We start from the raw sequence: 25,855 nt of genomic DNA, 5'->3' as shown, positions 1-25,855 counted from the left end.
CCAGAGACGGCGGGGCTTTGCTGAGAAGGTGGGCGAGAAATGACAGACGGATCGACAGAAATGACGGGCAGATGTCAAAAAAAAGCCCGCACTCATTGAGGCGGGCAAAACATACTGGAAGCAATGTGAGCAATGTCGTACCAAATACCCGAGTTATTTACTCAACTATTTGGTAATGAGAAAGATAATCTTTATCATCTAACATTTCAACCCTGTCTTTTATGTGTGTTTATTTGATCGAATAACGGAAGAACGTGAAATACTGAAAGGTGATGCTGATCACAAATTTCAATTTTCTGTCCATGTGCTATTCTTTTTAGCAGCGAATTAATCGCTGACGTAAAAACATAAGTGAGGAAAGAATGGGCATTATTTCATGGATTATCTTTGGGCTTATTGCAGGTATTCTGGCGAAGTGGATTATGCCTGGTAAGGATGGCGGTGGTTTCTTTATGACGATCATTCTCGGGGTCGTCGGTGCCGTGGTTGGGGGATGGATCAGCACACTTCTCGGATTTGGCAAAGTTGACGGTTTCAACTTTGGCAGTTTTGCCGTCGCCGTTATTGGTGCCATTGTTGTTCTGTTTATCTACAGAAAAATCAAAAGCTAAACGAAGCGTATCGCAAGATAAAAAGGCTACCGACGGTGGCCTTTATTATTTTAAATGACCGCCGTTACCACCAACCCAGCGCCGTTCCCACTAGCGCAATAATGGCCACGCCGATCATGATAAGCGTTGTTTTTTTCACCGTTATGCTCCGGGGGTTGCGTAACCACCAATACAAAACCACGCTAAGAAAATAACCGCTGTAATAAAAATGACGACAGGAAAAACAATACCCAATCTCATGCTACCACCTGATTGTGTTATTTGATGACGCGCCAGAATAGCAGGGCTCAATGCGTGACAAAAGGTGTTTTATCTTTGCGCTTTTTATCCTGATACATGGCGCTATCCGCCGCGCGAAGGGCGCTGTCAACGTCCGTCTCACGAGGATTGATTTCAATAACGCCGAGGCTGGCGCCAGGGTAAAACAGAACCTCGCCCTCGACCTGGTACTCCCCACGAATCTGCTGCTGTAGCCGGTCTTTTAACGTTTGCAGACTGAGCTCATTTTCATCGGCAAGACACACGGCCAGAAACTCATCGCCGCCTAAGCGGCCAATAATGTCGTTTTCGCTGCGCCAGTCGGTCAGGCGCTGGCCGACCTGGATTAGAAACTGGTCGCCAGCTTCGTGCCCAAAGCGATCGTTGATCTGTTTAAAATGATCCAGATCGATATACGCCACAATGACGTTGCGATTCAGATGGCTGGCCAGTGAGAAAAGGGTGTCCATATTCTCAAAAATGGCCCGTCGGTTTGGTAAGCGGGTGAGTGCATCAGTATACGAGTACGCGATAAGCGCCGCATTGGCCGATTGCAGTTGAGAAACCAGTGACTCTTTCTGAATATACTGGGCAATGAGTCCGGCAAACAGATGCAATACCTGTTCTCCACGGTGACTCAATTTATGTTGCTGCTTACTGGTGGCGCACAGCGTACCGTAAAACGTGCCGTCCGGAAGATGAACCGGCGTGCTTAAAAATGTGGTGATTTCCAGCGCCTGGGCGGCGGTGCAATCCGGCCAGCGCTCCGGGACGTTATCACTGTAAAAACAGTTATCGTCGATTGCGCGTTTACATAACGTTTCATCCCAGGGCACGGACAATCCTTCAGGAATGTGCATCTGCTTGCTGTTACGGGCATACAAGATGTGTTGCAAACGGGCGTCGAGATCGACCTTCGTCAGATAGGTTGATTCCATCTCGGTCACCATCTCCAGCATCTCCAGAAGTTGCCGAACCAGGCTTTCCAGAGACTGTTCGGTGGCGAGTGATTGCGAGACGCGGGCGAGGATCATATCTGGCATGACGCGAAGGTTCTCCCTGATTGGTAGCACAGTGTGCTGAAAATTTCTGCTTTGCTGGGCAGGTAGAGTATCACTTTGACAAATGAAATGTATCTGTTCTGCCAGAAAGTGAGTAACAGGGAAAAGATGCCAATAAAACATGGAGATGCCTTATCAGACGGGTTACCCTGTCCGGATATTGCGTTAATGGGAGATTCTATGAAATTCATTCTTGCCGTGCTGCCTTGTATTCTGGGACTGGCTGCATGTTCATCGTCAACACTGCCTGATGCCCCTAAACCCCCTCAGGTCGGTATGGCGAATCCTGCGGCGGTCTATTGTGAACAAAAAGGCGGAACGCTCGTGCCGGTTCAGACCCCACAAGGCGCGCGTGCAGACTGCAAACTGCCTGGCGGGGAAGTCATCGATGAGTGGGCGCTCTGGCGCAGAGATCATCCGACCAACAAATGAGTGAATTAAAAACCGCGTAACCACTCGGCTAACACGAGAGCATGGTTTTGCCCGGTGTTTTTTGCTGAATACAGCAGCGTTAGCGTTTGCTGGCGGGCAATGTCCGCCAGCCGTTGGCCTTCCTGCGTATATTGCGCCAGCTCTGCGCGGTACTGTTCTGAAAAGTGTGTGAAATCTATCGCTTCAGAGTGAAAGGCTTTACGCAATTCGGTCGACGGCGTCAGGGCTTTATCCCACTCATCACACGCAAGATCCGTTTTTTTGATCCCGCGTGGCCATAACCTGTCGACAAGCACACGATATCCATCGCTTTGATCTGCCGGGTCATAAACGCGTTTACACTGAATTTTCATGTTTCCCTCTCATCCATTCGGCGGGTTAACCGATCCCTATGAGTACCATAAAGCAGGTCTGACGTCATCGCGAACACGATAGCGCCTGGCGACGACGCCCCCTAAATTAAGGGATTGTGAAAACCGCAAAAGATCGGTAGTTTGAGATTCCTTATGTTGTCTCTCATTGTCCTGGCATAAGGAACTCCTCATGGCATTCTCCCCTGTTAAAGATACGCTACGCATTGCGCTGGTGGGTGATTACAACCCAGAGATCGTGGCGCATCAGGCTATTCCCCTGGCGATTGATGACGCCGCTGCGGTGCTGGAGCTCATGGCCGACTACGACTGGCTGACGACGTCTGATATCGGTAGCGCTGAAGATCTGGTGGGTTACGATGCAATTTGGGTAGTGCCTGGCAGTCCGTATCAGAATACGGAAGGCGCGCTGATCGCCATTCGCTATGCGCGGGAAAACAGCATTCCTTTTCTCGGAACCTGTGGCGGCTTTCAGCATGCCATTCTGGAGTATGCGCGTAATGTCGTGGGCTGGCGCGATGCCGCACACGCTGAGACCGACACTTCAGGCCGCATGGTGATTGCGCCATTGGCCTGTTCCCTGGTGGAAAAAACCGAGGCTATCGAACTGCGGGCGAATACGCTGATCGCCAAAGCGTATGGGCAGACGGTGATCTCTGAGGGCTATCACTGCAACTACGGCGTGTCTGAAGAATTTACCGCCGAACTTGAACGTGGCGATCTGCGGGTGACCGGCTGGGATGAAGCAGGCGAGGTTCGCGCGATTGAACTGGTGACGCATCCGTTTTTTGTCGGCACGCTCTTTCAACATGAACGCGGCGCGCTGACCGGCAAACCGGTGCCGCTGGTGCAGGCGATGCTGCGGGTCGCACGAGGTTAAACAAAAGGGCAGGTTATGACACCTGCCCGCAACGTTATTGTGTGGCGATCTCCCGGTTTCTCCCGGCGCAGAGTCCGAACACAGCCATCACCAGAGATAACACCGCCACCACCATCAGCGGAATGTGCCAGTCTCCGCGGGTGTCGTGAATTTTTCCCATCAGCGGCGGACCGCATGCCGCGAGCAAGTAACCGACCGATTGTGCCATGCCCGAAAGCGCAGCCGCCTGGTGTGCAGAGCTGGCGCGCAGGCCGATAAAGGTCAGCCCGAGGATCATCGTTGCCCCGGAGCCAAATCCGAACAGCAGCGTCCACAGCACTGCTTGTCCTGGCATTAGCCAGATTCCGGCGGTACCTATCGCGCACATTAACGACACCCCGGCGGCAATACTGCGTTGATCGTTAAATCGGTGCAGGACCAGGGGGATCAGGAGTCCAGGTGCAGCGGTCGCCAGTTGCAACAGACCGTGAACGGAGCCTGCCTGCGATTCGCTGTAGCCCTGGCTTATTAAAATCGCAGGCAGCCAGCCTATTATCACGTAATAAATCAGCGAGTTAATACCCAGAAACAGTGTGACCTGCCAGGCAAGGGCTGAACGCCAGATACCGCGGGTGTGCAAAGCCCGGGAGGTACTCAGACTGGCCTGGGCGGTATTGTGCCACTGGGGTAGCCAGATGAGAAAGGCCAGTAACGGGAAGGCCATCAGCATGAGTAGCGCGCCGCGCCAGCCAAAGCCGTGTAGCGCCAACGGTACAACCAGTGCAGATCCGAGCGCGGCAGCAGCGCCCATCGTCAGCGAATAGGCGCCGGTCAGTTTTGCCACATGCTGCGAGAAATCGCGCTTGATAAGCCCTGGCAACAGCACATTACCAAGGGCGATACCGCAACCGATGATCGCCGTTCCGCTATATAAAAAGCAGGGTGAGGGGAGTGAGCGTACGCCGATCCCGAGGCAGATCAGCAGCATGGCGGCAAACAAGCTGCGCTCCATACCATATCGGCGAGCGATCGGTGCTGCCAAAGGCGAAACCAGCGCAAAGGCCAGCAAGGGTAAAGTAGTCAGGAGACCGGTTTGGGCCGTCGTCAGTCCGTAATCAGCACGGATAGCCTCCAGCAGCGGCGCCGCACCGGTGAAGGTAACGCGCAGCGTGGTGGCAATCATCAGGATACCGGCAATCAGTAAGGCGGTATTTTTGCCGCGTAATGCAGGTGAAAGGGTCATTGTCTTCTCATCGTGTCAGGCGAGGCGCTACCTTACCGTTTTTACAGATTGGATGAATCAAGCTAAAATGACAGATTATCGCTAAAATCGGACAAGTTGATGATTGGTTTGAGACTGGATGGCTATGAGCCCGATCTTCACCACGATGTCGCCGTCGCGTTTTGTATCCGCGCTAGAGAAGACGAACTTTTCAGCCCGTTGCATCAGCATCGCAAGGGGCAACTGATCCTCGCCCAGCATGGCGCGATCACCTGTGAAGTTGAAAATGCGATGTGGATGGTGCCGCCGCAGTACGCCGTCTGGATACCCGGTGGAATTGTGCACAGCAACCATGTTACTGCCGGGGCTGAGCTGTGCTTTTTGTTTATAGAGCCAGAGGCGGTAAAAATGCCGGAACGCTGTTGCACGTTGAAAATTGCCCCGCTGTGCCGGGAGCTTATCTTAGCACTGGCCGACAGATCGGATCTTCAGCGTACAGAACCGACCACACAGCGACTGACGCAGGTGCTGTTTGATGAGCTTCCACAGCAGCCCCAGGAGCAGATGCAGCTGCCGGTCTCCGGGCATCCGAAAATTCGCCGAATGGTGGCGACGATGGCGCGTGAGCCCGCCCAATGGCAGACGCTGGGGCAGTGGGCCAGTGAGTTTGCCATGAGCGAACGTAATCTGGCACGACTGGTGGTGAAGGAAACAGGACTCAGTTTTCGTCGCTGGCGTCATCAGTTACAGCTTATCCTGGCGTTACAGGCGCTGATTGACGGTAAAGGCGTTCAACAGGTGGCGCAAACGCTGGGTTATGATTCCACGACGGCGTTTATCACCATGTTTAAAAAAGGCCTGGGACAAACACCAGGCCGTTATCTGACGGGATTAACTACTGCTTCCCAACAATCAGCGAAACCAGTCCCGCCGCAATAAGCGGACCCACCGGCACGCCGCGAAACAGAGCGACGCCGAGGACGGTGCCCACCAGCAGGCCGGCGACAAGCTGTGGCTGACTGCCCATCAGCGTTACCCCACGTCCCCCTAACCAGGAGACAAATACGCCCACCGCAATGGCGACCAGTGATTTCCAGTTCACAAAGGAGTGAATCAGCGTGGAGGGGGGAAGTGTTCCGCTGGCGATGGGCGCCATAACGCCAATTGTCAGAATAATAATCCCCACAGTGAGACCCTGTTTCTCAATCCACGGGAAAAAGGTATTTAGCGGGGTCACGCGTACGATAATCAGCACCAGAATTGAAACGGCGACAGTGGTGTTATGGCTCACAAAGCCGAGAGCCGCCAGTCCGAGTAGGATCAGCAGAGTGACATCAAACATCGGGGTTTCCTTGCCAAAAAAAGATAAGCCTGCTTACTGTACGCGTAAATGCGTAGCTGAACAGGCTTTTTTTGTTGCCGGGTTTTATTTTTAGGCGAATGCCCGAGGTCGGTTTTTAAACTGAAGAGGCTGTCATTAAATTGCCATCTATTTGCTCTATCAATAACAAGTGAGTTGTCATATTCGTCACCACGGGGTGAAACCATGAACGATCACATGTTTATTGAGACGCTGTTCATTACCTCTTCTTTTTTGGCCATAGCCGTCGTTATTGTGATTTCAGTGCTGGTTCTCGAAAGAAGCCATTAACTCACGATGATATGCGACGGAATGTGACCAGTTCTGGCTGGGCGATGCGAAGGTAATCTTCGGTCTTCAGGATGACGGATTTATCCAGTACGCCCGCGTTAAACGCGACCTCGCTAAAACGTTCGAACAGCAGCGGATCGGCGACCAGTTTCAGCTTAGGATGAAAGCTGAAAGGGGGGATTGCGCCAAATACGCAGCCTGTCAGTTCGTCAACTTCTGCCGGGCTGGCAAGGGAGGCGCGCAAACCGCCCAGATGGGTTGCCAGTTGAGCGAGGTCGGCCTGCTGATCGGCGGAAAGAATAGCCAGTACGTGCTGGTTGACGCCATTGCCTTTCACTTTGCAGACCAGCGCTTTTGCGCCCTGACCCAACGCTGTACCGCGGATTTCAGAAACGGCTTCACATTTGCCTACGGGCTCATGGCTGACCTCGCGCCAGCTCGCCCCTTCCTGTGATAATAAGGCAATCAACCGCTGATGAGTCGCAGTGCCTTTAACAACTTCGGTCATGTTTACTCCTGACTTCACAGAGAAAAATCAACGCGAAAAGACTATCACGAACGATCCCGCTTTTGTTGCTTGTTGAGGTAGAGTTGCGCATCGGAAGCCTGATATGCATCATCAATAGTGTCATTCGCCTGCATGGTATACATTCCCCAGGAAAAGCTGATCGTTCTTTCGTCGGCGATGATTTGCAGGTTTTTAGCAATCCGCATCGGAAGTGTGTTAGCGGACTCCGCTGCATAATCGACAAGAATAATGCAGAATTCATCGCCGCCAAGACGAATGGCGTAATCGCTTTTACGAATTGATGCTTCAATGGACTTGGCGAGGATCGTAATCGTCCGGTCGCCTTCCTGATGCCCTTGCGTATCGTTGATCATTTTCAATTTGTCGCAATCAATGGCGATGAATGTCACGGGCGTTCCTGATTTCACCAGGCGTTGTAAACGTAGCTCAAGGGTGGGCGTTAATATTTTTCGGTTATAGAGCCCGGTCATGGCATCGCTGATATTTTCACGCGTGATGTTGTGATACAGACGAAAATGCATTCTGACCATATTCAGTAGCAGCGCAGTGGCCAACAGGTAGAAGGCAAAAAGCTTCCAGGAAGAGACGACAAAGTACATTAAATCGAGGGACAGCGTGACACGCATCCCACCCGGAATGTTATGAACATGGTGAACATACGGGAAAAGATCGCTTTCACTCTGGTGAATGTCAATTGTGTTTCCTGATTCGATATCTGCCAACGTCACATTCAGATAACGCGAGACCAGAGGGCGGTCCTGGGTATAAAAAATATTCTTCAAATTCTCCTGGTTAATGTCTACCATCACCATGCCTTTCAACTTTCCGGATAAATAGACCGGCGTTAAAAAACTCATCACTTTCTTTTGTGTGAGATCGTCGTGATAGATGCTGGAAATAACCGTGCGACCGGTAAATAAATCATCAATATCCTCCCGGTCAATGCCTAATGTTGCATTTTGCAGGAAAGACCAGTGGTGCATCGAAAATTGGCGTGAATTGACCAGATCGTAGAAATAGATGTAGTGATTTTTCAAATCGAAATAATAACGGAATTTATATTCCAGCGTTCCCAGCCCCTGGTTGAAATCCACTTGCTGGCGATTGACGTTCACTGCCTGGTCGAAGGCCGGGAGCAAGAACACGTCATCGAGTTGTTCCGTGCAGCGTTCGGCAGATGTCTGCAACGTGCCGTGTAGCGCACGGTAATTATGCGCAGTGAGGTTGAGTCCGTGTGTATCGTTGAGAGTCTCAAAGGCAGCGCATAATGCGTTTTTCTCCGCTGTCGTCACAGGCATTTTCGGCGAGGCGAACGTACGCATTAAATGCGCGGCAATACTCTGATTTTTATATTTATCATACAGAAAAGAGGAATCTGCTTTCTCGATGATGTAACGCATATAGGCGTTCATCGCCTTGTTACTGGCAATTAGTTCGTAAACCAGGAAAGAAGAGGTCAGGACGATGACGCTTGCGTAGATAAAGTGCCTGAGCGCTTTATGATGCAATTTCATGGTAAATGACACCCCTTGCCGATCGGAAACTGAAGATTATCGCACAATGTCCGTTTGTACTCATAATGCAGAAGGTGCTAATTATACTCATGAACAGGATGTGGGACAGCGCTAATGAGGAAATAGGCGAAAAAGTAGGAAGACAATGGTCATACACATTGTGTATGACCATAATTAAAACAGTTTGCTCAGGTGTGATGGATCACCACTTGATTACGGCCATTGTTTTTAGCTTCATAGAGTGCTTTGTCTGCCTGAACCATGACGTCCGAAGCGCTGTAATCTGGCGTGGTCGCAAAAAAAGCACCTATGCTTATTGTCATCGGTTCAGGGACATTATAAATGTTATTTTCTCCGGTGAGCATTTCAACATTTTTACGGATTTTTTCAGCAATAAATCTGGCCTGGGTTATATTCGTTTTATAAAGCATGACGCCAAATTCCTCGCCGCCCAGGCGCGCCAGCAGATCTTCTGAGCGAAGGCTTTGTTGTATAATATTAACAATTGAGATGATTACCCTATCTCCCACCACATGTCCCCATCGGTCATTGATTCTTTTAAAATGGTCAATATCGAGGAACAAAAGACAAAAGCATGTTTTGTTCCTGGTGTTTAATCGTAACTCGAGCTCGTTAAAGAAATAACGGCGATTATAGATATTGGTCATTACATCTTGAACGGCCAGTTTGTTTGCTAAGTGTAACTCTTTAAATATGTTATGAATGAGAATTGAAATGATGAAAAGCTTACTGGCGACTTCGATCCCCCGACTGATATACCAGACAGTATAGTTATAATCATCCAGAGCCAGTAGTAATAAATTACAACATATTGCCGAAAGGCAAAGCAGGGCAATATAAGGCCAAAGATCAGATGCCAGCCGGGTTTGGGTAATGATAAAGAAAAGTAAAAATGACCACAGGCATATGATGATTTTAAGGTAGTTAGCGCCCCATGTGACGGCTTCATTTTTTCTGGAGTAATCGACAATAAACCAGCAATAATCTGGGTTATAACTGCTCAGGTTATGGGCAATCACAGGAAAGAAGAAGAACGGGATTAGCGACATTAGCAAAACGACGGTTTTTTTCTTATTATCGGTTTGGTCTACGTTATTGATGTCTGAACAGAACAGCGCCAGAGATAGTAAGAATATAAAGCTTAATTGTCGAAAGAGATAAAAAATTGAGATGTCATTCGATTTCATCTGAATTAATGCGCTCTCGATAATCGGTTCCTTGATGATAAATATTGTTTCTACAAAATAAACCAGACTGCTCAGGAACGCTAAGCTCATAATGAGAGTTGAAAAATGACGGCTGTTGGCAAAATATTTTAAAATCATAAAAATGAAAATTATCGCGTTCAAGAAAAATAACGCCACGACAACAATAAGATAATTTAATTGCGGTATCGATTTTACGCTGGAATTTTCCTGATATAGCATTGTGAGACAAAATAAGATAACGAAAAGTAGCAGGGTGAATAAAAGAATGCTCCGTGCATTTATTTTATGCTTTTCCATAAAACAACTCTTAATGGCAATCGATTGTGATGTGGGTGGGATTCTATTGATGATAAAAATGTTCAGTGTTGATTGTGATCAATTATTTTCGTTCAGGGCAGGCACTATTCTCTGATAAAACGGAAAAAATAAATGTCTGATGTGAGTTTTTCCGAATGATAACGTGAGAAATAAATTATGTAGAGGTTTTGGGAATTAACGGACTTGATTATCAACACGGTGTTTATTAAGCCAGCAAGTAAAATAATCACCAGGAGAAATCAGCCAGTGGCGTTAACCGCTGGCTGATGGCGAATGATTAATCTCTGTTAGTGGCGCCTTGCTTATGAAAAAGCTCGCGGAATACCGGATAAATATCATCCTGATCGCGAATATGCTGCATCGCAAAGTTTTCGAACGTGGTTTGCAGATGCTCATATTCCCGCCAGAGGGTCTGGTGAGCGCGTCGGGTGATCTCGATATAGCTGTAATAGCGTACGACCGGCAGCAATTTTTTCGCCAGAATTTCGTGACACAAAGGTGAATCATCCGCCCAGTTGTCGCCATCGGATGCTTGTGCCGCATAAATATTCCATTGTGCGGGGTCGTAACGATCCTTCACCACATCATCCATTAATTTCAGGGCACTGGAGACAATGGTGCCGCCCGTTTCCTGAGAATAGAAAAACTCATGCTCGTCAACTTCTTTGGCCTGAGTGTGGTGGCGGATATACACCACCTCAACGTTCTTATATGTCCTGCTTAAAAACAGATACAGCAGAATATAAAAACGCTTGGCCATGTCTTTGGTGGACTGGTCCATGGAGCCTGACACGTCCATCAGACAGAACATCACCGCCTGGCTGGAAGGGTCAGGGCGTTTTTCGTAGTTCTTGTAGCGGAGATCAAAGGTGTCGATAAACGGCACGCGCGCAATTTTTTCCCGCAATTCGGCAATTTCTTTGCGTAGCCGCTCTTCTTCAAGTAACTGTACCGGTTCGCTTTTGCTGATGGTTTCCAGCGCGTCTTCCAGCTCATGCAATTCTCTGCGTTTACCGGCGGTCATTGCCGTGCGGCGCGCCAGAGAGTTTTGCAGAGAACGCACCACGCTAATGTTGGCCGGAACACCGTTTGAGGTAAAACCCGCCCGGTGCGTTTTATACTCGGTTAGCTGGCGTTGTTGGTTTTTCTTCAGGTTAGGCAGGGCTAAATCTTCAAAGAGCAGATCCAGATATTCGTCTTTTGAAATCTGAAAGACGAATTCATCCTGGCCTTCACCGTCCTGACTGGCCTGGCCTTGTCCGCTTCCTGAGCCGCCGCCACCGCCCTGAGGACGTTCAATGCGGTCATTTTGCACAAAATGATCGTTACCCGGGTGTACGCGATGGCGCAGACCGCCACGCCCCTGATGAAACATCGGTTCGCTGATATCTTCTGTGGGAATGGAGACGGACTCACCGCTCTCCACGTCGGTGACCGAACGCTTGTTAATGGCCTCGGAGATCGACTGTTTAATTTGCCCTTTGTAACGGCGTAAGAAGCGCTGGCGATTCACAGTGCTTTTATTCTTCCCATTCAGGCGCCGGTCTATAAACCAGGTCATATGCCCCCCGTACTGCATTTGCCAACTTCATGCTACGCCTGTAGCGCCGGATAAGCGCCGCTTATCCGGCCTACGGTTCGCTGTCGTTCCAGACCCGGTAAGCGCAACGCTACCGGGCTGGTTTTATGACGATTTACGTACGCGCAAATACCATTCGCACAACAGACGCACCTGCTTGCGGGTATAGCCTTTTTCCATCATACGGTCGACAAAATCGTCGTGTTTCTTCTGCTCATCTGTAGAGGTTTTGGCGTTGAATGAAATTACCGGCAACAGCTCTTCGGTGTTCGAGAACATTTTCTTCTCAATCACGGTGCGCAGTTTCTCGTAACTGGTCCAGTTCGGATTGCGACCGCTGTTATGCGCGCGAGCACGCAGAACAAAGTTGACGATCTCGTTACGGAAATCTTTCGGGTTGCTGATGCCCGCCGGTTTTTCGATTTTTTCCAGCTCGGAGTTCAGCGACTCGCGATCGAACAGCTGACCGGTATCCGGGTCGCGATACTCCTGATCCTGAATCCAGAAATCCGCATAAGTGACATAACGATCAAAAATGTTCTGTCCGTATTCGGAGTAGGATTCGAGATAGGCGGTCTGGATCTCTTTGCCGATAAACTCAGCATATTTCGGGATCAGATAGCCTTTCAGGAACTCAATGTAACGCTCTGCCTGCTCTTGTGGGAACTGCTCACGCTCGATCTGCTGTTCGAGGACGTAGAACAGATGCACCGGGTTGGCTGCCACTTCAACGTGATCAAAGTTAAAGACGCGGGAGAGGATCTTAAACGCGAAACGCGTTGACAGACCGTTCATCCCTTCATCGACACCTGCGTAATCACGATACTCCTGGTAGGATTTCGCTTTCGGGTCGGTATCTTTCAGGCTCTCGCCGTCGTAGACGCGCATTTTCGAGTAGACGCTCGAGTTCTCCGGCTCTTTCAGTCGGGAAAGGATCGAGAAGCGCGACAGGGTTTCGAGGGTTCCCGGCGCGCAAGGTGCATGCGTTAACTCACTGTGATTAAGCAATTTCTCGTAGATTTTGATCTCTTCAGAAATGCGCAGGCAATACGGCACCTTCACGATATACACACGGTCGAGGAAGGCTTCGTTGTTTTTGTTGTTGCGGAACGTCACCCATTCGGATTCGTTCGAGTGGGCAAGGATAATACCGTTAAAGGGCAGGGCAGAAATGCCTTCTGTCCCGTTATAGTTGCCTTCCTGGGTCGCCGTCAGCAGAGGATGCAGCACTTTAATCGGCGCTTTGAACATCTCGACGAATTCCATAATCCCCTGGTTGGCACGGCACAGTGCGCCGGAGTAACCGTAAGCATCAGGATCGTTTTGCGCATGGTGTTCGAGTTTACGAATGTCCACCTTGCCGACCAGCGCGGAGATGTCCTGGTTGTTTTCATCACCCGGTTCCGTTTTGGCGATGGCGATTTGTTCAAGAATCGACGGCCACACTTTCACCACGCGGAATTTGGTGATGTCGCCACCGAAGTCGTGCAGGCGTTTCGCCGCCCACGGTGACATGATGGTGCCGAGATAACGGCGCGGAATGCCGTACTCTTTTTCGAGAATTTGCGCATCTTCCTGCGGATTAAACAGGCATAACGGGTGATCGTTTACCGGGCTGCGTTCACCGTTTGCGCTCAGGATATAAATCGGAACAAGCTGCATCAAAGACTTCAGTCTTTCAGCAAGCGAGGATTTACCGCCCCCTACAGGCCCCAACAGATACAGGATCTGTTTCTTCTCTTCCAGCCCCTGCGCCGCGTGTTTCAGATAAGAGACAATCTGTTCAATCGCGTCTTCCATGCCATAAAACTCTTCAAAGGCGGGATAACGAGCAATCACCCGGTTTGAAAAGAGTCGAGAAAGTCGGGGTTCCTGGGCAGTATCGACCATAATGGGCTCACCAATGGCCATCAATAGCCGCTCTGCCGCGTTGGCATAAGCACTGCGATCTTGCCGACAAGTGGTAAGAAACTCCTGCAGTGTGAACTCTTCGTCCTTGGCAGCTTCATAGCGCTGGCGATAGTGATCGAATATATTCATGGTATGCCGTCCTTTCGTTTTTTAGCACATGTTAAGAGCCGTTCATATGAATAGTAGAGGCCCCCGGAAGAGGTAAACTGAACGACGCCTCTGCTGTCTCTTGTTGTAAAAAACAGCAACTCTCATGCCAAATTGGCGGCCAAGAGATCAACGTGCCCGGTGATACACCTTCTTAAAATTAAGCGTAGATGGCATTTGCAAAACTTGCCTGTGCGCTTAAATGAATTTCAATGGCATATCAATAACTCATCCACAAAAAATGCATATTTAATGTAAAGATAAAGGACGAAAATCACGCAGAATTCACCGGACTGAAAATGAAATGTCATCTGCTGCTGAAAAATTAGTCGGTTACATTTTGTGAGTAATAAGTAAAATGGTTGGGTTGAAACGTATTGGCGGTTACACTTTTGCTGCTAAACATTTGAATAAGGAATTATGGATTGTGACCAAACTCAAACTTCTGGCACTTGGCGTGCTTATCGCAACGACGACGAATGTCGCACAAGCTGAAAGCAACCTGACGTTGGGCGCAGGTGTTGGTGTGGTTGAGCACCCCTATAAAGATTACGATACCGACGTATATCCGGTTCCAGTCATCACCTATGAAAGTGAAAATTTCTGGTTCCGTGGTCTGGGTGGTGGATACTACCTGTGGAATGACAACACCGATAAATTGTCGATTACCGCGTACTGGTCTCCGATGTATTTCAAACCGGAAGACAGCGACAATCACCAACTTCGCCAGCTCGACAAACGTAAAAGTACCATGATGGCAGGGCTGTCTTACGTTCATAACACACAGTATGGCTTCCTGCGCACTACGCTTGCGGGTGACACGCTGGATAACAGCAACGGCATCGTGTGGGATCTGGCCTGGCTGTACCGTTACACCAATGGCGGTTTGACATTAACACCGGGTATCGGTGTGGAATGGAACAGCGAAAACCAGAACGAGTACTACTATGGCGTCTCGGGCAAAGAGTCTTCGCACAGCGGTCTGCGTAGCTACGACCCGAACGACAGCTGGAACCCGTACCTGGAAATTAGCGCCAACTACAATTTCCTCGGTAACTGGAGCGTGTACGGTACTGCGCGCTATACCCATTTGTCGGATGAAATTAGCGACAGCCCGATGGTGGACAAATCCTGGAGTGGTCTGATCTCCACCGGGGTTACCTACAAGTTCTGATTGTGCATCATTACAGTGCATTTTGTGCATCAAAACAGGGCGCGAGCGCCCTGTTTTGCATTACGGTAGTGCATAACACTGGAGGATACGATGACAGAAAAACAGGTTGTTTTTAGTGGCCAGCTCACACTCCCTGCGGTGGGACAGGGGACCTGGTATATGGGTGAAAAACCCCATCATCGACGGGCCGAGGTGAATGCACTGCGTGCGGGCATTGATTTGGGCTTAACGCTTATCGACACCGCAGAGATGTACGCTGAAGGTGCGGCAGAGGAGGTGGTCGGCGAAGCGCTGGCAGGCCGGCGTGATAAGGTCGTCCTGGTCTCGAAAGTGTATCCGTGGAATGCCGGAGGGCAGAAAGCCATTACCGCATGTGAAGGCAGTCTGCGCCGCTTGAATACCGATTACCTGGATCTCTATTTATTACACTGGTCGGGCAGCTACTCATTTGCAGAGACGGTCACGGCGATGGAAAAACTGATCGCGCAGGGAAAAATCCGTCGCTGGGGCGTTTCTAATCTTGATGATGACGCTATGCAGAAATTATGGCAGGTTGCTGGCGGGAAGCAGTGCGCCACCAATCAGGTGCTTTATCATCTGGCTTCTCGTGGGATTGAGTATGACCTGCTGCCCTGGTGTCAGCAGCATCAGATGCCGGTGATGGCTTACAGCCCGCTGGCGCAAGCCGGACGTCTACGTAGCGGCTTATTGAACAATCCCGTCATTAATGAGATTGCCCATGCTCACCGTGCGAGCGCGGCGCAAATCCTGCTGGCGTGGGTCATTAGTCATCAGGGCGTGATGGCGATTCCAAAAGCGGCAAGCGTTGAGCATGTACAGGAAAACGCGGCGGCGCTGAATTTTACTCTTTCAGCCAGTGAGCTGGCTGCGCTGGATAAAGCGTATCCGGCTCCGAAGGGGAAAACCGCACTGGATATGGTGTGATGATGCCGGAATTTCTGTAGGCCGGATAAGATGCGTAAGCATCGCCATCCGGCAAACTATGCCTGATGGCGGTTAATGTCTTATCAGACCTGTGAAAACGACAGAAACACCGGCATCACTTACCGCTTAACGTTTGGCGACGCGGATCGTTTGCGCCAGACGAGAAGGCTTCTCTTCGGTGGTCTTTTGCTGCGCGGTAGCGTACACCGTCTCGACACAAACAAACGTCTTGTAACCATCATCCGGCATATCACCCATGCTCACGGACAGCGCCGGGCCAGGGTTCCAGCCTACCACGTTGAGGTGGTGATGGTGCACGACGTCAATAGTGCGATTGAGTGCGTCATCGTGAATGACGCTGCAGGCCTGTGGATTCAGGTACACGCGGTCAGTCCTGTCCGGGAACGTTTGCACGCCGTCGGCCAGCACATCTTCTTTGGCATCGTTCACTTTATCGATAAAGCGATCGCCAAGACCACTGACTTTCACTGCCGCAATATCACCGACGTTAAAATAGGTGTGCAGCGCGGAGGTTGTTTCAAACTCACCGTGGGCTTCCAGCTCAATCTCGCAGGTTTTCCCCAGTTTAAAACGGGCTAACAGCGTAAAGTCATGCGGCCAATACTTGCGGGTGGCGTCGCTGTTTTGCAGTTCAAAAGTCAGGACCACGCCGTTTTCATCTTCGTTGTGCGCTTTCAGCGTCCACGGCAGGTTACGGGCAAAACCGTGAGCAGGCAGGCCAGCCTGTGCCGCCGGACCAAACCATGGCCAGCAAATCGGTACGCCGCCGCGCAACGCGGTGCCTGTTTTAAACGGCGTAATGTTGCTTAACCACAGAACTTCGTCTTCGCCTGCCGGTTTCCAGGAGAGCAGGTGCGCGCCCTGTAATGCGAAAGAGGCTTTTACCTGCGGGTGGTCGACAACGATCACCTCCAGCTCATCAAGCTGGCGGCGGGAGAGGACAGGGGTAATATGTTCGATTATTGGCAGTGCAAAAATTTTATTGATCATCACGTAATCCTTTCTCTTCAGGCAAAAAAAAGAGCGACCGAAGTCGCTCTCTTACAGATTACTGTTTCATCTCAACTTATTTGGAGATGTGAGCAATCAGATCCAGAACTTTGTTGGAGTAGCCGGTTTCGTTGTCGTACCAGGATACCAGTTTCACGAAGTTGTCGTTCAGTGCGATACCCGCTTTAGCATCGAACACGGAAGTGCAAACTTCACCGTTGAAATCGGTAGATACAACGTCGTCTTCGGTGTAACCCAGAACGCCTTTCATCGGGCCTTCGGAAGCAGCTTTGATTGCTTTCTTAATGTCTTCGTAAGAAGCCGCTTTTTCCAGACGAACAGTCAGGTCAACAACGGATACGTTCGGGGTCGGAACACGGAACGCCATACCAGTGATTTTACCGTTCAGCTCTGGCAGTACAACGCCTACAGCTTTAGCAGCACCGGTAGAAGAAGGGATGATGTTCTGAGCCGCGCCACGGCCGCCGCGCCAGTCTTTGTGAGACGGGCCGTCAACAGTTTTCTGAGTAGCGGTGGTTGCGTGAACGGTGGTCATCAGGCCTTCAACGATACCGAAGTTGTCGTTGATAACTTTAGCCAGCGGAGCCAGGCAGTTAGTGGTGCAGGATGCGTTGGAAACGATGTCCTGGCCAGCATATTTGTCAAAGTTAGCGCCTTTAACAAACATTGGGGTTTTGTCTTTGGACGGACCAGTCAGAACCACTTTTTTCGCGCCAGCAGTGATGTGCTTACGAGCGGTTTCGTCAGTCAGGAACAGACCAGTAGCTTCAGCAACTACGTCAACACCAACTTCGTCCCATTTCAGGTTAGCCGGATCACGTTCAGCGGTAACACGGATTTTTTTACCGTTAACGATCAGATGACCGTCTTTCACTTCAACGGTACCGTTGAAACGGCCGTGAGTGGAGTCATATTTCAGCATGTAAGCCATGTATTCAGCGTCTAACAGATCGTTGATTGCAACGATCTCGATGTCAGAACGTTCTTGAGCAGCACGGAAAACAATGCGACCGATACGGCCAAAACCGTTGATACCTACTTTGATAGTCATATATTCCACCAGCTATTTGTTAGTGAATAAAAGGTTGCCTGTAAAATTACAAAAACCTTACGCAGCGTCAAGCGGAATCGTGTCAATCATTGCGACAAATCAATCCTCTGAACAAGCTTTGCACGACTGATTCACCTCACTTTTCCTTTGGGCTTCAAACCACGTGGGGGCGGCGCCCCGAATTTTAAAGGGCAACTCAGATAAAAATGTGATTGCGATCACGAATCACGAGCTGCCATTTCGCCAGGATCAAGTTTAGAACAAAAGTTCGTACTGAGGTGTTAATGTTTTGTTAGAATCGGTTGCGTAATGTGAGCATGACTACAGCGAGATGCGAGTAAATGGCTAACCAACCCTCTCCGGAAGAACTGAAAAAAAATTTGTCGGAAATGCAATTTTACGTGACGCAAAATCACGGCACAGAACCGCCGTTTACCGGGCGTTTGCTGCATAACAAGCGGGGTGGGACCTACCATTGCCTGGTCTGTGATGCTGCGTTATTTCACTCCCAGACGAAGTTTGATTCGGGCTGTGGGTGGCCCAGCTTTTATGAGCCGGTCAGCGAAGAGTCAATTCGTTACATTAAAGATACTTCCCATGGGATGCAGCGTATTGAAATCCGCTGCGGGAGCTGTGATGCGCACCTGGGACACGTCTTCCCGGACGGCCCGCAGCCGACCGGCGAGCGTTATTGCGTCAATTCAGCCTCATTAAGCTTTACCGATGATGAAAATGGCGAACAAATCAAAGGCTGAAAAAACGATTCAGCAAATTATTCCAGAGGAGCGGACTTATCATGAACCTTGATGAGATGATCGACAGCATGACGCCGGAAGTTTATCAGCGGTTATCCACCGCGGTTGAACTGGGAAAATGGCCTGATGGCGTCGCGCTGACGCCGGAACAAAAAGAGAACAGTCTGCAACTGGTGATGCTGTGGCAGGCGCGTTACAACACCGACGCACAGCATATGACGATTGATACTCAGGGTCAGATGGTGATGAAGAGTAAGCAGCAGCTGAAGGCCGATTTCGGCATTGTACCGCCGCCGATCGCGACACTGAAAGTGCAGTAAGTTGTATTTGTTGCCCAGCGGTGCCAACGCTTGCTGGGCCTGTGTACGGGCCAGCCAGGCCCAAAAAAGCGCAAAGGTTTTCACATCTACTCAGCTTTTTGGGCTTTTGACATTTACCCCCACGGCGGTGGCTACGCGTTGGCTCTATGGCAACGTTTCGTGAAGTTCTTTTAACAGGGTGGTGGTGTTTTCTCTCTCGGCAGGTTGCTTATCCAGCAGATCCCATGCGCCGTTCACCGGTTTATTTCCGTCCATTCGGGAAACGGTTCTCTGTTTTTCGTGACGACTCGCCAAAAATCTCCGTCACGGCTTATATTTTCTCAGTTGCTAAGTTTTTTGCTGAGCAGCAGACGATGCCAAAAACAATCAAAAGCAGGGTAATGAGATGATAAGTCTCCAGCGTATTGCCGAGGAAAGCGATTCCCATTATCCCGCCAGAAATGGGGATTAGATGCGTGTAGATTTCGCTACGTGTCGTTCCTATCAGCGAAACACCTTTGTTCCAGAACACATAAGAAAGCCATGATGGAAAGATAATTAAATAGAGGATCCCGGCTATAACCGGAGGTGAAACCGTGTAAATCATACCGTGGAAGTCTTGCGAAAATGTGGCATGCAGCCAGTACATTGGCACAAGAATGATCGTGCCAATCAGGGAGCTGAAGGCAACAAATGAGGTATTTTTCACTTCTTTATTTTTGAGCCGCAACAACGCGCAGTAAAATGCCCAGCTCAATGCAGACACAATCGTCAGCACATCTCCCCAGCCGAAGGCCTGCAGACTGCTGGCGCCTTTAGCGTTGGAGAAGGCAAGATAGATAACCCCGGCAGTGCTGGCAATGACGCCAAGGATATTTCTTCCGGAAATACGCTCCCGGAAAATAAAATAATTGATTAGCAACACCAGGCAAGGCGTGCTGGAAATATAGATGGACGCGTTTAGCGAGGTGGTGTACTGCAGCCCAATATACAAACTGAGAGGAAAACTAACCTGACCAAGCAAAGAGAAGAGAGTATTCATCCTGAGTTGACGGCGCAGTGCCGGATAGTCTTGAACAAATGTCTTCCAGTAAAGAGCAAACATCAGCAGCGTCGTGCCTCCCCAGCGTATAAGACTCAATCCGTAGGGATCGACATATTGCACCAGAATATGCCCGACGACATAATTCCCGCCCCAGAAAACGGCAGCCCATGTCAGTAATAAATAAGCCACGGCTAACTCCTTAAATGACTCGCGATACTGCTCCCAGAGCGTGGCGTAGATTGTAAGGGGATAAGATGGCGGTTTTTTGTGACTGAAATCGCAGGGGTTCATTGGCTTTATGAACATAAAAAGCGTTTTTTGCTGTCATGGAGGCAATATGAGGGGAAAAAGGCATCAGCCAACGCCGATGCCCGAATAAAACTTAAGCCTGCGTCTCTTCCCAGTCCTCCAGGGTATACAGCGTTGCGCCTGCGCTCGACATCTCCATAAACGCCTGTGCGCTGTCCTGCGGCTGAATATTCACCCCCCGGCAGCCGTCGGTGATAACGCTCACCGTATAGCCCAGTTGTAACGCGTCCAGCACGCTAAACTTCACACAGTAGTCGGTCGCCAGCCCCATAATGATCAGTGCCTCTATGCCATTCTCACGAAGCCAGGCGTCTAACGCCGTTTTCTGGCGACGGCCGTTATCATAAAAAGCACTGTAGCTATCAACCAACGGGTTTTCACCCTTATGGAAAATAGCCGTAATGGCGCGTTGATTGAGCAGGGGGTGTAACGCCGCACCGTCGCTGTTTTGCACACAGTGATCGGGCCAGAAGGTTTGCGCCAGACCGTCAAGCAGCCCCTGACTGTACGGCTGCGCCTGATGCTGACTGGCAAAACTCCCGTGCCCGGCGGGGTGCCAGTCCTGACTGGCGATCACGGCGTCTCCCCGGGAAGCACACCAGGCAATCAGTTGGTTGGCAACCTCTACCGTGCTGTCCCCTTCAGGAACCGCCAGCGCGCCACCGGCACAAAAATCATTCTGCAAATCGACCAGTAACAAAGCCCGGTTTGTCATTTCGTCCTCCTGAGGGCGACTCAGTCGTCCGGCGTCAGTTCACCGCGAAGGTTCTGCGTCATCGCGGTGCGAATGGTTTGTGTGTCTACGCCCTGGCTCAGCAAGTAATGCAGTTTGGTCAGCGTCGCTTCAACGGTCATGTCGACACCGCCAATCACCCCGGCGTGCGCCAGCGCGTTACCGGTGGCGTAACCGCCCATGTTCACTTTGCCGGACATACATTGCGTAAGATTGACGACAACAATACCCCGCGAGCTGGCCTCTTCCAGTTCTTTAAGGAACTCTTTGTTTTGTGGCGCATTTCCCACACCATAAGAACGCAGAATCAGCGCTTTTACCGGCTGGCGCAGGAAGTTACGCACCACATCGGCGGAAATTCCCGGATAAATGGTCACCACGCCAATCGGCTGTGGGGTGATCGTATGCACCAGCAACTCGCCTTCGCCGTGCGGTGCGGGCGGCGTGCCCAGCCGACGAATATGGATCCCGGCTTCCAGCAACGGCTGTAGGTTCGGAGATGCAAAGGCATCAAAGCCGTCTGCGTGCGCCTTGGTGGTGCGATTACCGCGAAACAGGCGATTATTGAAAAAGAGCGTCACTTCATTGATCGGATAATTCGCCGCAATATACAGCGCATTCAGCAAATTGATTTGACCATCTGACCGTAGCTCTGCCAGCGGGATTTGTGACCCTGTCACTATGACCGGTTTACCCAGATTCTCCAGCATGAAGGAGAGTGCTGAGGCGGTAAACGCCATAGTGTCGGTGCCGTGCAAAATGACAAAACCATCGTAGTCGTCGTAATGCGCTTTGATGTCTTCGGCAATATGCTGCCAGTCTTCCGGCGTCATATCGGATGAATCCATCAGGGGGGCGTATTCATGAATGGTGAAGTCGGGCATTTCAGGGCGATGGAACTCGGGCATCAGCGCCAGTTGACGTTGAAGATGACCGGAAACAGGAATATAGCCTTGTTCGGAACGCTGCATACCAATGGTACCGCCAGTGTAAGCAACGTAAATCGATTTCTTCTGCATGATATTTTCTTCTGGAAAATAAAAACCCCTCTTCTTGTGAAGAGGGGTTGATGGTTAGCGAACGTTCGCGCAGGTTAAACAGAACGCATAACGGTTTTGTGGATCATTAAACGCCGCCAGTTTGTCGCTCTCTGCTTTTACCACGTTTGCCGCAGAGACCAGCGGGGCGGGCAGCATTGCCTGAATCGCTTCCGGCAGCACTGCGCGGACCGAGCCTGACATGCTGTCCATGACCAAATCAAAGAAGGTCGGCTCATCCTGATAGTAATCAATATGCCATTGCTTGAGTTTGGCCAGTTCAGCGGCTTTGGCGACCGCATCGTCAAAGTCACCCAGGCTGTCGACCAGACCGTTGGCTTTCGCATCCTGTCCGGTCCAGACATGGCCCTGCGCAATCTTATCAATTTGCTCCGGCGTGGTCTTACGTGCATCCGCCACCAGCGTGATAAAGCGCTTGTAACCGTTCTCAATACTCAGTTGTATCATCTGCTGCACTTCTGGCGGCAGGGCTTTGGTCATCGACATATCTGCCAGCGGGGAGGTGGAGACGCCGTCAGTATGGACGCCGATAGAATCCAGACTGTTTTCAACGGTATTGATAACCCCAAAGATACCGATAGAACCGGTCAGGGTGCTGGGGTTGGCCACAATATAACTGGCAGGCGTAGAGATCCAATAACCACCGGAGGCGGCCATGCCACCCATTGAAACTACCACAGGCTTACCTGCCGCTTTCGCTGCCGCCAGTTCTGCACGGATCACTTCGGAGGCGCTGACGCTACCGCCAGGACTGTTGACGCGCAAGACGATCGCTTTCACTTTAGGATCCAGGCGCGCATCGCGGATCTGCGAGGCAGTGGTGTCGCCACCGACATTTCCCGGCGTCTCTTCGCCATCCATGATGGCGCCATTCGCGAAGACCACGCCAATGCTGTCGCCAGTATCGGAAGGGGGATTCAGCGAGTAATTGTAATAGCTGATGGCGCGGTAATTATTTTCCTTTTTGCTCCAGCCAAACTGTTTGGTCATCGCTTTTTCAATGTCGGCGCTGGAGGCGAGTGCATCCACCAGTTTGTTATCCAGTGCGTATTTCGCCGTGTCGCCATCCACTTTGCTCAGCCCGTTGAGCATGGCCTGCGCGCCGGGGAAGACCTGCTGGGCTGGGATCTGACGGTTTGCGGCAACCGTATTCAGGTAGTTTTGCCACAGTTCGCCAATCCAGCGGCTGTCCGCTTCGCGCGCTGCCGGAGACATATCGTCGCGAATAAACGGTTCAACGGCGGATTTATAGGTTCCGACGCGGAAAACGTGCGTGGAGACTTTCAGCTTATCCAGCAGGGATTTGTAATACAGGCCATTGGTGGCAAACCCGTGCAGATCGACAGCGCCTTGCGGCGAGAGCCAAATTTTATTGGCGAAGCTCGCCAGATAATACTGCCCCTGAGTGTAGTTTTCGCCCACGGCAAAGACCGGTTTACCGCTGTCGCGGAACTCGCGCAGCGCCTTACCGATATACTGCATGGAAGGTTGATCCGCCCCAGCGAAATTTTTCAGGTCCATCACAATGCCGGTAATATTACGGTCGTCCTTCGCCTGACGAATCGTATTCACGATATCAAACAGCGAGTTTTCTTGCAGTCGGTCAGAACTTGCGCCAAAAAACTGGCGACCCAGAATGCCCAGGCGGTTGGTACTGGAGGGTTTATCGACGATCACGCCGGAAATATCCAACAGCAGCGCGCCACGCGCCGTTTGCTCGCTGGTATGACTGCTGCTGACCTGCATCCAGATGCCCACACCGACCAACACCAGCAGAATAAAGAACAGGTTAAGCACCAGTTCACGCACGAAATTCAGCAGTCGCCACGTCCATTTAAAAAATCCGGCAATAAATCGCCACAGGGTTTGCATGTATACTCCCTAACCAAAGAAACACAACGCCACTCTCGTCGTACCAGGAGAAAGCGCTAAGATGAGGCTATCGTAATGACCCAACCGGCTCTTGTCAGCAGGAATCACTGCCTGTGCTGTAACAAAATCTGCTCTCGTGTTAATTTTGTGAATTAACATCATTGCTGGAGTTAACTAAATGGATGCACTCGAATTACTTGTTAACCGCCGTAGCGCCTCTCGTCTGGCTGAACCTGCTCCCGCCGGTGAACAACTGCAAAACATTTTGCGGGCAGGCATGCGCGCACCGGATCACAAATCTCTGCAACCCTGGCGTTTTTTTGTGATTGAAGGCGAAGGGCGCGAACGTTTTAGCGCCACGCTGGAGAAAGCCGCTATCGCGGAGGACGGAGATGAAAAAGCCGTTGAGAAAGCCCGCTCAGCGCCGTTTCGCGCTCCGCTGATCATTGCCGTAGTGGCGAAGTGCGAAGAGAACCACAAAGTGCCCGTCTGGGAACAACAGATGTCCGCGGGCTGTGCGGTGATGGCGATGCAGATGGCGGCGATCGCGCAAGGCTTCAATGGGATCTGGCGCAGTGGCGCATTAACGGAAAGCCCGGTCGTGCGCGATGCGTTTCAGTGCCGGGCGCAGGATAAAATTGTGGGATTCCTCTACCTGGGGACGCCGCAACTGAAAGCCTCGACGAACATTAACCTGCCAGATCCGACCCCCTTCGTCCGTTATTTTTAAGATATTCGACGAAACTGTCTGGATTGTGAGCAAAGACGCTGGAATTCAGACAGTCACTCTTATCACATCACTGAATGAGCGTTACCATAGCCGGATTGCAATGACAGGAGATGTCCATGAGCGAGCAAACTATTCGTTTAACGCAATACAGCCACGGAGCCGGTTGCGGTTGTAAAATTTCCCCCAAAGTGTTGGAAACCATCCTGCACAGCGAGCAGGCGAAGTTTGTCGACCCGAACCTGCTTGTAGGTAACGAAACCCGCGATGATGCGGCAGTGTACGATCTGGGTAATGGCACCAGTATTATCAGTACCACTGACTTCTTTATGCCTATCGTCGATAACCCGTTCGATTTTGGTCGCATTGCGGCGACTAACGCCATTAGCGATATTTTTGCGATGGGCGGCAAACCGATTATGGCGATCGCGATTTTGGGGTGGCCGATCAATACGCTGTCCCCGGAAATTGCCCGGGAAGTCACGGAAGGCGGGCGTTTTGCCTGCAAACAGGCCGGTATTGCGCTGGCGGGCGGTCACTCCATTGATGCGCCGGAACCGATTTTTGGCCTGGCCGTTACCGGCGTTGTGCCGACCGAGCGCGTGAAAAAGAACAGTACCGCGCAGGCCGGGTGCAAGCTATTCCTCACCAAACCGCTGGGGATTGGCGTACTGACCACCGCAGAGAAAAAATCACTGCTGAAGCCGGAACATCAGGGACTGGCGACCGAAGTGATGTGCCAAATGAATATAGCAGGTGCCGCGTTTGCCAATATTGACGGCGTGAAGGCGATGACCGATGTGACCGGTTTTGGTTTGCTGGGGCACTTAAGCGAGATGTGTCAGGGCGCAGGGGTACAAGCGCAAATTGATTATCAGGATGTGCCAAAACTGCCGGGCGTTGAAGAGTACATTCAACTGGGCGCAGTGCCAGGCGGTACCGAGCGCAACTATGCCAGTTACGGGCATTTGATGGGCGAGATGCCACACGCGGTACGTTCTCTGTTGTGCGATCCGCAAACCTCCGGTGGACTGTTGTTGGCGGTGACGCCGGAATCCGAAGCGGAAGTGAAAGCGACCGCGGCGGAGTTTGGTATCGATCTGACCGCCATCGGTGAGCTGGTTGAAGCCCGTGGCGGACGCGCCATGGTCGAGATCCGTTAA

At 50.9% G+C, this 25,855-nt stretch carries 26 protein-coding genes and 1 pseudogene; 11 read left to right on the top strand and 16 right to left on the bottom strand.

Annotated elements, in window-relative coordinates; translation table 11 throughout:
• Positions 1 to 362 precede the first annotated feature (362 nt).
• On the top strand, positions 363 to 611 hold the full coding sequence (locus AC07UY_RS07610) for a GlsB/YeaQ/YmgE family stress response membrane protein (protein ID WP_203358064.1): 249 nt from the start codon (positions 363 to 365) through the stop codon (positions 609 to 611).
• A 141-nt stretch (positions 612 to 752) separates the two neighbouring features.
• Here the strand turns inward: AC07UY_RS07610 and AC07UY_RS07605 are convergent, their stop codons facing one another.
• Both AC07UY_RS07605 and AC07UY_RS07600 read right to left on the bottom strand, forming a co-directional pair.
• The gene (locus tag AC07UY_RS07605) at positions 753 to 851 is read right to left on the bottom strand and encodes a YoaK family small membrane protein (RefSeq protein ID WP_203358063.1); all 99 of its coding nucleotides are present in this window, start codon (positions 849 to 851) and stop codon (positions 753 to 755) included.
• Between the two features lie 47 nt (positions 852 to 898).
• Positions 899 to 1,912, bottom strand: coding sequence for a sensor domain-containing diguanylate cyclase (locus AC07UY_RS07600; RefSeq protein WP_494700987.1), 1,014 nt, complete (start codon positions 1,910 to 1,912; stop codon positions 899 to 901).
• A 198-nt stretch (positions 1,913 to 2,110) separates the two neighbouring features.
• Here AC07UY_RS07600 and AC07UY_RS07595 point away from each other — a divergent pair, with 198 nt between their 5' ends.
• Positions 2,111 to 2,362 carry a putative hemolysin gene (locus AC07UY_RS07595; protein ID WP_494659888.1) on the top strand — a complete coding sequence of 84 codons (252 nt, stop codon included), beginning with the start codon at positions 2,111 to 2,113 and terminating at the stop codon, positions 2,360 to 2,362.
• Between the two features lie 5 nt (positions 2,363 to 2,367).
• Here AC07UY_RS07595 and AC07UY_RS07590 read toward each other — a convergent pair whose 3' ends face one another.
• Positions 2,368 to 2,715 (bottom strand): DUF488 domain-containing protein, encoded by a 348-nt coding sequence (locus AC07UY_RS07590; RefSeq protein WP_494659887.1) that lies wholly within the window; start codon positions 2,713 to 2,715, stop codon positions 2,368 to 2,370.
• Between the two features lie 190 nt (positions 2,716 to 2,905).
• Between AC07UY_RS07590 and AC07UY_RS07585 the strand changes: the two genes are divergently transcribed.
• Positions 2,906 to 3,613 (top strand): CTP synthase C-terminal region-related (seleno)protein, encoded by a 708-nt coding sequence (locus AC07UY_RS07585; RefSeq protein ID WP_494659886.1) that lies wholly within the window; start codon positions 2,906 to 2,908, stop codon positions 3,611 to 3,613.
• A gap of 34 nt (positions 3,614 to 3,647) precedes the next feature.
• Here the strand turns inward: AC07UY_RS07585 and AC07UY_RS07580 are convergent, their stop codons facing one another.
• A complete protein-coding gene (locus AC07UY_RS07580) occupies positions 3,648 to 4,835 on the bottom strand; it encodes a CynX/NimT family MFS transporter (RefSeq protein ID WP_494700986.1) in 1,188 nt (395 codons plus the stop codon).
• Between the two features lie 99 nt (positions 4,836 to 4,934).
• Between AC07UY_RS07580 and AC07UY_RS07575 the strand changes: the two are divergent.
• A pseudogene (locus AC07UY_RS07575) lies at positions 4,935 to 5,727 on the top strand (AraC family transcriptional regulator); the annotation flags it as partial.
• Here AC07UY_RS07575 and AC07UY_RS07570 read toward each other — a convergent pair.
• Positions 5,710 to 6,156, bottom strand: coding sequence for a DUF441 domain-containing protein (locus AC07UY_RS07570; RefSeq protein WP_003832453.1), 447 nt, complete (start codon positions 6,154 to 6,156; stop codon positions 5,710 to 5,712). The pseudogene AC07UY_RS07575 and the gene AC07UY_RS07570 overlap by 18 nt on opposite strands.
• Before the next feature lie 204 nt (positions 6,157 to 6,360).
• Here AC07UY_RS07570 and yoaI point away from each other — a divergent pair, with 204 nt between their 5' ends.
• A complete protein-coding gene (gene yoaI / locus AC07UY_RS07565; RefSeq protein ID WP_238929142.1) occupies positions 6,361 to 6,465 on the top strand; it encodes a small membrane protein YoaI in 105 nt (34 codons plus the stop codon).
• Position 6,466: 1 nt separating this feature from the next.
• On the opposite strand, the gene AC07UY_RS07560 is transcribed toward yoaI, so the two are convergent.
• From AC07UY_RS07560 to yeaG, 5 genes are all read right to left on the bottom strand, one after another.
• Positions 6,467 to 6,973 carry a YbaK/prolyl-tRNA synthetase associated domain-containing protein gene (locus tag AC07UY_RS07560; protein WP_203358056.1) on the bottom strand — a complete coding sequence of 169 codons (507 nt, stop codon included), beginning with the start codon at positions 6,971 to 6,973 and terminating at the stop codon, positions 6,467 to 6,469.
• Positions 6,974 to 7,017: 44 nt separating this feature from the next.
• Positions 7,018 to 8,508, bottom strand: coding sequence for a diguanylate cyclase DgcJ (gene dgcJ, locus AC07UY_RS07555; protein WP_494700985.1), 1,491 nt, complete (start codon positions 8,506 to 8,508; stop codon positions 7,018 to 7,020).
• A gap of 188 nt (positions 8,509 to 8,696) precedes the next feature.
• The gene (locus tag AC07UY_RS07550; protein WP_494700984.1) at positions 8,697 to 10,034 is read right to left on the bottom strand and encodes a sensor domain-containing diguanylate cyclase; all 1,338 of its coding nucleotides are present in this window, start codon (positions 10,032 to 10,034) and stop codon (positions 8,697 to 8,699) included.
• A 298-nt stretch (positions 10,035 to 10,332) separates the two neighbouring features.
• Positions 10,333 to 11,616: a YeaH/YhbH family protein gene (locus AC07UY_RS07545; RefSeq protein WP_192611994.1), complete on the bottom strand. Its 1,284-nt coding sequence runs from the start codon at positions 11,614 to 11,616 to the stop codon at positions 10,333 to 10,335.
• Between the two features lie 123 nt (positions 11,617 to 11,739).
• A complete protein-coding gene (yeaG, locus tag AC07UY_RS07540) occupies positions 11,740 to 13,674 on the bottom strand; it encodes a protein kinase YeaG (protein WP_494700983.1) in 1,935 nt (644 codons plus the stop codon).
• 445 nt (positions 13,675 to 14,119) lie between these two features.
• Between yeaG and AC07UY_RS07535 the strand changes: the two genes are divergently transcribed.
• Both AC07UY_RS07535 and AC07UY_RS07530 read left to right on the top strand, forming a co-directional pair.
• The gene (locus tag AC07UY_RS07535) at positions 14,120 to 14,866 is read left to right on the top strand and encodes a MipA/OmpV family protein (RefSeq protein ID WP_203358052.1); all 747 of its coding nucleotides are present in this window, start codon (positions 14,120 to 14,122) and stop codon (positions 14,864 to 14,866) included.
• Between the two features lie 90 nt (positions 14,867 to 14,956).
• Positions 14,957 to 15,811 (top strand): aldo/keto reductase, encoded by an 855-nt coding sequence (locus AC07UY_RS07530; protein ID WP_494700982.1) that lies wholly within the window; start codon positions 14,957 to 14,959, stop codon positions 15,809 to 15,811.
• 126 nt (positions 15,812 to 15,937) lie between these two features.
• Here AC07UY_RS07530 and AC07UY_RS07525 read toward each other — a convergent pair whose 3' ends face one another.
• Together AC07UY_RS07525 and gapA are read right to left on the bottom strand one after the other, a co-directional pair.
• On the bottom strand, positions 15,938 to 16,822 hold the full coding sequence (locus AC07UY_RS07525; RefSeq protein ID WP_494659878.1) for a D-hexose-6-phosphate mutarotase: 885 nt from the start codon (positions 16,820 to 16,822) through the stop codon (positions 15,938 to 15,940).
• A 76-nt stretch (positions 16,823 to 16,898) separates the two neighbouring features.
• Positions 16,899 to 17,894 (bottom strand): glyceraldehyde-3-phosphate dehydrogenase, encoded by a 996-nt coding sequence (gapA, locus tag AC07UY_RS07520; RefSeq protein ID WP_203358049.1) that lies wholly within the window; start codon positions 17,892 to 17,894, stop codon positions 16,899 to 16,901.
• Between the two features lie 341 nt (positions 17,895 to 18,235).
• Here gapA and msrB point away from each other — a divergent pair, with 341 nt between their 5' ends.
• Both msrB and AC07UY_RS07510 read left to right on the top strand, forming a co-directional pair.
• On the top strand, positions 18,236 to 18,649 hold the full coding sequence (msrB, locus tag AC07UY_RS07515) for a peptide-methionine (R)-S-oxide reductase MsrB (protein ID WP_494659877.1): 414 nt from the start codon (positions 18,236 to 18,238) through the stop codon (positions 18,647 to 18,649).
• 41 nt (positions 18,650 to 18,690) lie between these two features.
• Positions 18,691 to 18,969, top strand: a complete 279-nt coding sequence (locus AC07UY_RS07510; RefSeq protein ID WP_203358047.1) for a YeaC family protein — start codon at positions 18,691 to 18,693, stop codon at positions 18,967 to 18,969.
• 310 nt (positions 18,970 to 19,279) lie between these two features.
• Here the strand turns inward: AC07UY_RS07510 and AC07UY_RS07505 are convergent, their stop codons facing one another.
• The 4 genes from AC07UY_RS07505 to sppA all read right to left on the bottom strand — a co-directional run bounded on the left by AC07UY_RS07505 (position 19,280) and on the right by sppA (position 23,965).
• Positions 19,280 to 20,182: a DMT family transporter gene (locus AC07UY_RS07505; protein WP_494659875.1), complete on the bottom strand. Its 903-nt coding sequence runs from the start codon at positions 20,180 to 20,182 to the stop codon at positions 19,280 to 19,282.
• Positions 20,183 to 20,375: 193 nt separating this feature from the next.
• Entirely contained in the window at positions 20,376 to 21,017 is a 642-nt protein-coding gene (pncA, locus tag AC07UY_RS07500; protein ID WP_494659874.1) for a bifunctional nicotinamidase/pyrazinamidase, read from the bottom strand.
• A gap of 20 nt (positions 21,018 to 21,037) precedes the next feature.
• Positions 21,038 to 22,054 (bottom strand): asparaginase, encoded by a 1,017-nt coding sequence (ansA, locus tag AC07UY_RS07495; RefSeq protein WP_494700981.1) that lies wholly within the window; start codon positions 22,052 to 22,054, stop codon positions 21,038 to 21,040.
• Positions 22,055 to 22,108: 54 nt separating this feature from the next.
• Positions 22,109 to 23,965: a signal peptide peptidase SppA gene (gene sppA / locus AC07UY_RS07490; protein ID WP_494700980.1), complete on the bottom strand. Its 1,857-nt coding sequence runs from the start codon at positions 23,963 to 23,965 to the stop codon at positions 22,109 to 22,111.
• A gap of 178 nt (positions 23,966 to 24,143) precedes the next feature.
• Here sppA and AC07UY_RS07485 point away from each other — a divergent pair, with 178 nt between their 5' ends.
• Both AC07UY_RS07485 and selD read left to right on the top strand, forming a co-directional pair.
• The gene (locus tag AC07UY_RS07485) at positions 24,144 to 24,695 is read left to right on the top strand and encodes an NAD(P)H nitroreductase (protein WP_494659872.1); all 552 of its coding nucleotides are present in this window, start codon (positions 24,144 to 24,146) and stop codon (positions 24,693 to 24,695) included.
• 116 nt (positions 24,696 to 24,811) lie between these two features.
• Entirely contained in the window at positions 24,812 to 25,855 is a 1,044-nt protein-coding gene (gene selD, locus AC07UY_RS07480) for a selenide, water dikinase SelD (RefSeq protein WP_490467821.1), read from the top strand.

It is taken from the genome of Citrobacter sp. GW821-FHT02E08 (genome assembly GCF_059421685.1).
The sequence above is the reverse complement of the archived record's forward strand: the minus strand, read 5'-3'. Positions and strand labels throughout refer to the sequence as shown.

Excerpts from the sequence above, each read along its gene's own strand:
- AC07UY_RS07610 (WP_203358064.1), top strand. The coding sequence starts at position 363 with ATGGGCATTATTTCATGGATTATCTTTGGGCTTATTGCAGGTATTCTG.
- AC07UY_RS07605 (WP_203358063.1), bottom strand. The coding sequence starts at position 851 with ATGAGATTGGGTATTGTTTTTCCTGTCGTCATTTTTATTACAGCGGTT.
- AC07UY_RS07600 (WP_494700987.1), bottom strand. The coding sequence starts at position 1,912 with ATGCCAGATATGATCCTCGCCCGCGTCTCGCAATCACTCGCCACCGAA.
- AC07UY_RS07595 (WP_494659888.1), top strand. The coding sequence starts at position 2,111 with ATGAAATTCATTCTTGCCGTGCTGCCTTGTATTCTGGGACTGGCTGCA.
- AC07UY_RS07590 (WP_494659887.1), bottom strand. The coding sequence starts at position 2,715 with ATGAAAATTCAGTGTAAACGCGTTTATGACCCGGCAGATCAAAGCGAT.
- AC07UY_RS07585 (WP_494659886.1), top strand. The coding sequence starts at position 2,906 with ATGGCATTCTCCCCTGTTAAAGATACGCTACGCATTGCGCTGGTGGGT.
- AC07UY_RS07580 (WP_494700986.1), bottom strand. The coding sequence starts at position 4,835 with ATGACCCTTTCACCTGCATTACGCGGCAAAAATACCGCCTTACTGATT.
- AC07UY_RS07570 (WP_003832453.1), bottom strand. The coding sequence starts at position 6,156 with ATGTTTGATGTCACTCTGCTGATCCTACTCGGACTGGCGGCTCTCGGC.
- yoaI (WP_238929142.1), top strand. The coding sequence starts at position 6,361 with ATGAACGATCACATGTTTATTGAGACGCTGTTCATTACCTCTTCTTTT.
- AC07UY_RS07560 (WP_203358056.1), bottom strand. The coding sequence starts at position 6,973 with ATGACCGAAGTTGTTAAAGGCACTGCGACTCATCAGCGGTTGATTGCC.
- dgcJ (WP_494700985.1), bottom strand. The coding sequence starts at position 8,508 with ATGAAATTGCATCATAAAGCGCTCAGGCACTTTATCTACGCAAGCGTC.
- AC07UY_RS07550 (WP_494700984.1), bottom strand. The coding sequence starts at position 10,034 with ATGGAAAAGCATAAAATAAATGCACGGAGCATTCTTTTATTCACCCTG.
- AC07UY_RS07545 (WP_192611994.1), bottom strand. The coding sequence starts at position 11,616 with ATGACCTGGTTTATAGACCGGCGCCTGAATGGGAAGAATAAAAGCACT.
- yeaG (WP_494700983.1), bottom strand. The coding sequence starts at position 13,674 with ATGAATATATTCGATCACTATCGCCAGCGCTATGAAGCTGCCAAGGAC.
- AC07UY_RS07530 (WP_494700982.1), top strand. The coding sequence starts at position 14,957 with ATGACAGAAAAACAGGTTGTTTTTAGTGGCCAGCTCACACTCCCTGCG.
- AC07UY_RS07525 (WP_494659878.1), bottom strand. The coding sequence starts at position 16,822 with ATGATCAATAAAATTTTTGCACTGCCAATAATCGAACATATTACCCCT.
- gapA (WP_203358049.1), bottom strand. The coding sequence starts at position 17,894 with ATGACTATCAAAGTAGGTATCAACGGTTTTGGCCGTATCGGTCGCATT.
- msrB (WP_494659877.1), top strand. The coding sequence starts at position 18,236 with ATGGCTAACCAACCCTCTCCGGAAGAACTGAAAAAAAATTTGTCGGAA.
- AC07UY_RS07510 (WP_203358047.1), top strand. The coding sequence starts at position 18,691 with ATGAACCTTGATGAGATGATCGACAGCATGACGCCGGAAGTTTATCAG.
- pncA (WP_494659874.1), bottom strand. The coding sequence starts at position 21,017 with ATGACAAACCGGGCTTTGTTACTGGTCGATTTGCAGAATGATTTTTGT.
- ansA (WP_494700981.1), bottom strand. The coding sequence starts at position 22,054 with ATGCAGAAGAAATCGATTTACGTTGCTTACACTGGCGGTACCATTGGT.
- sppA (WP_494700980.1), bottom strand. The coding sequence starts at position 23,965 with ATGCAAACCCTGTGGCGATTTATTGCCGGATTTTTTAAATGGACGTGG.
- AC07UY_RS07485 (WP_494659872.1), top strand. The coding sequence starts at position 24,144 with ATGGATGCACTCGAATTACTTGTTAACCGCCGTAGCGCCTCTCGTCTG.
- selD (WP_490467821.1), top strand. The coding sequence starts at position 24,812 with ATGAGCGAGCAAACTATTCGTTTAACGCAATACAGCCACGGAGCCGGT.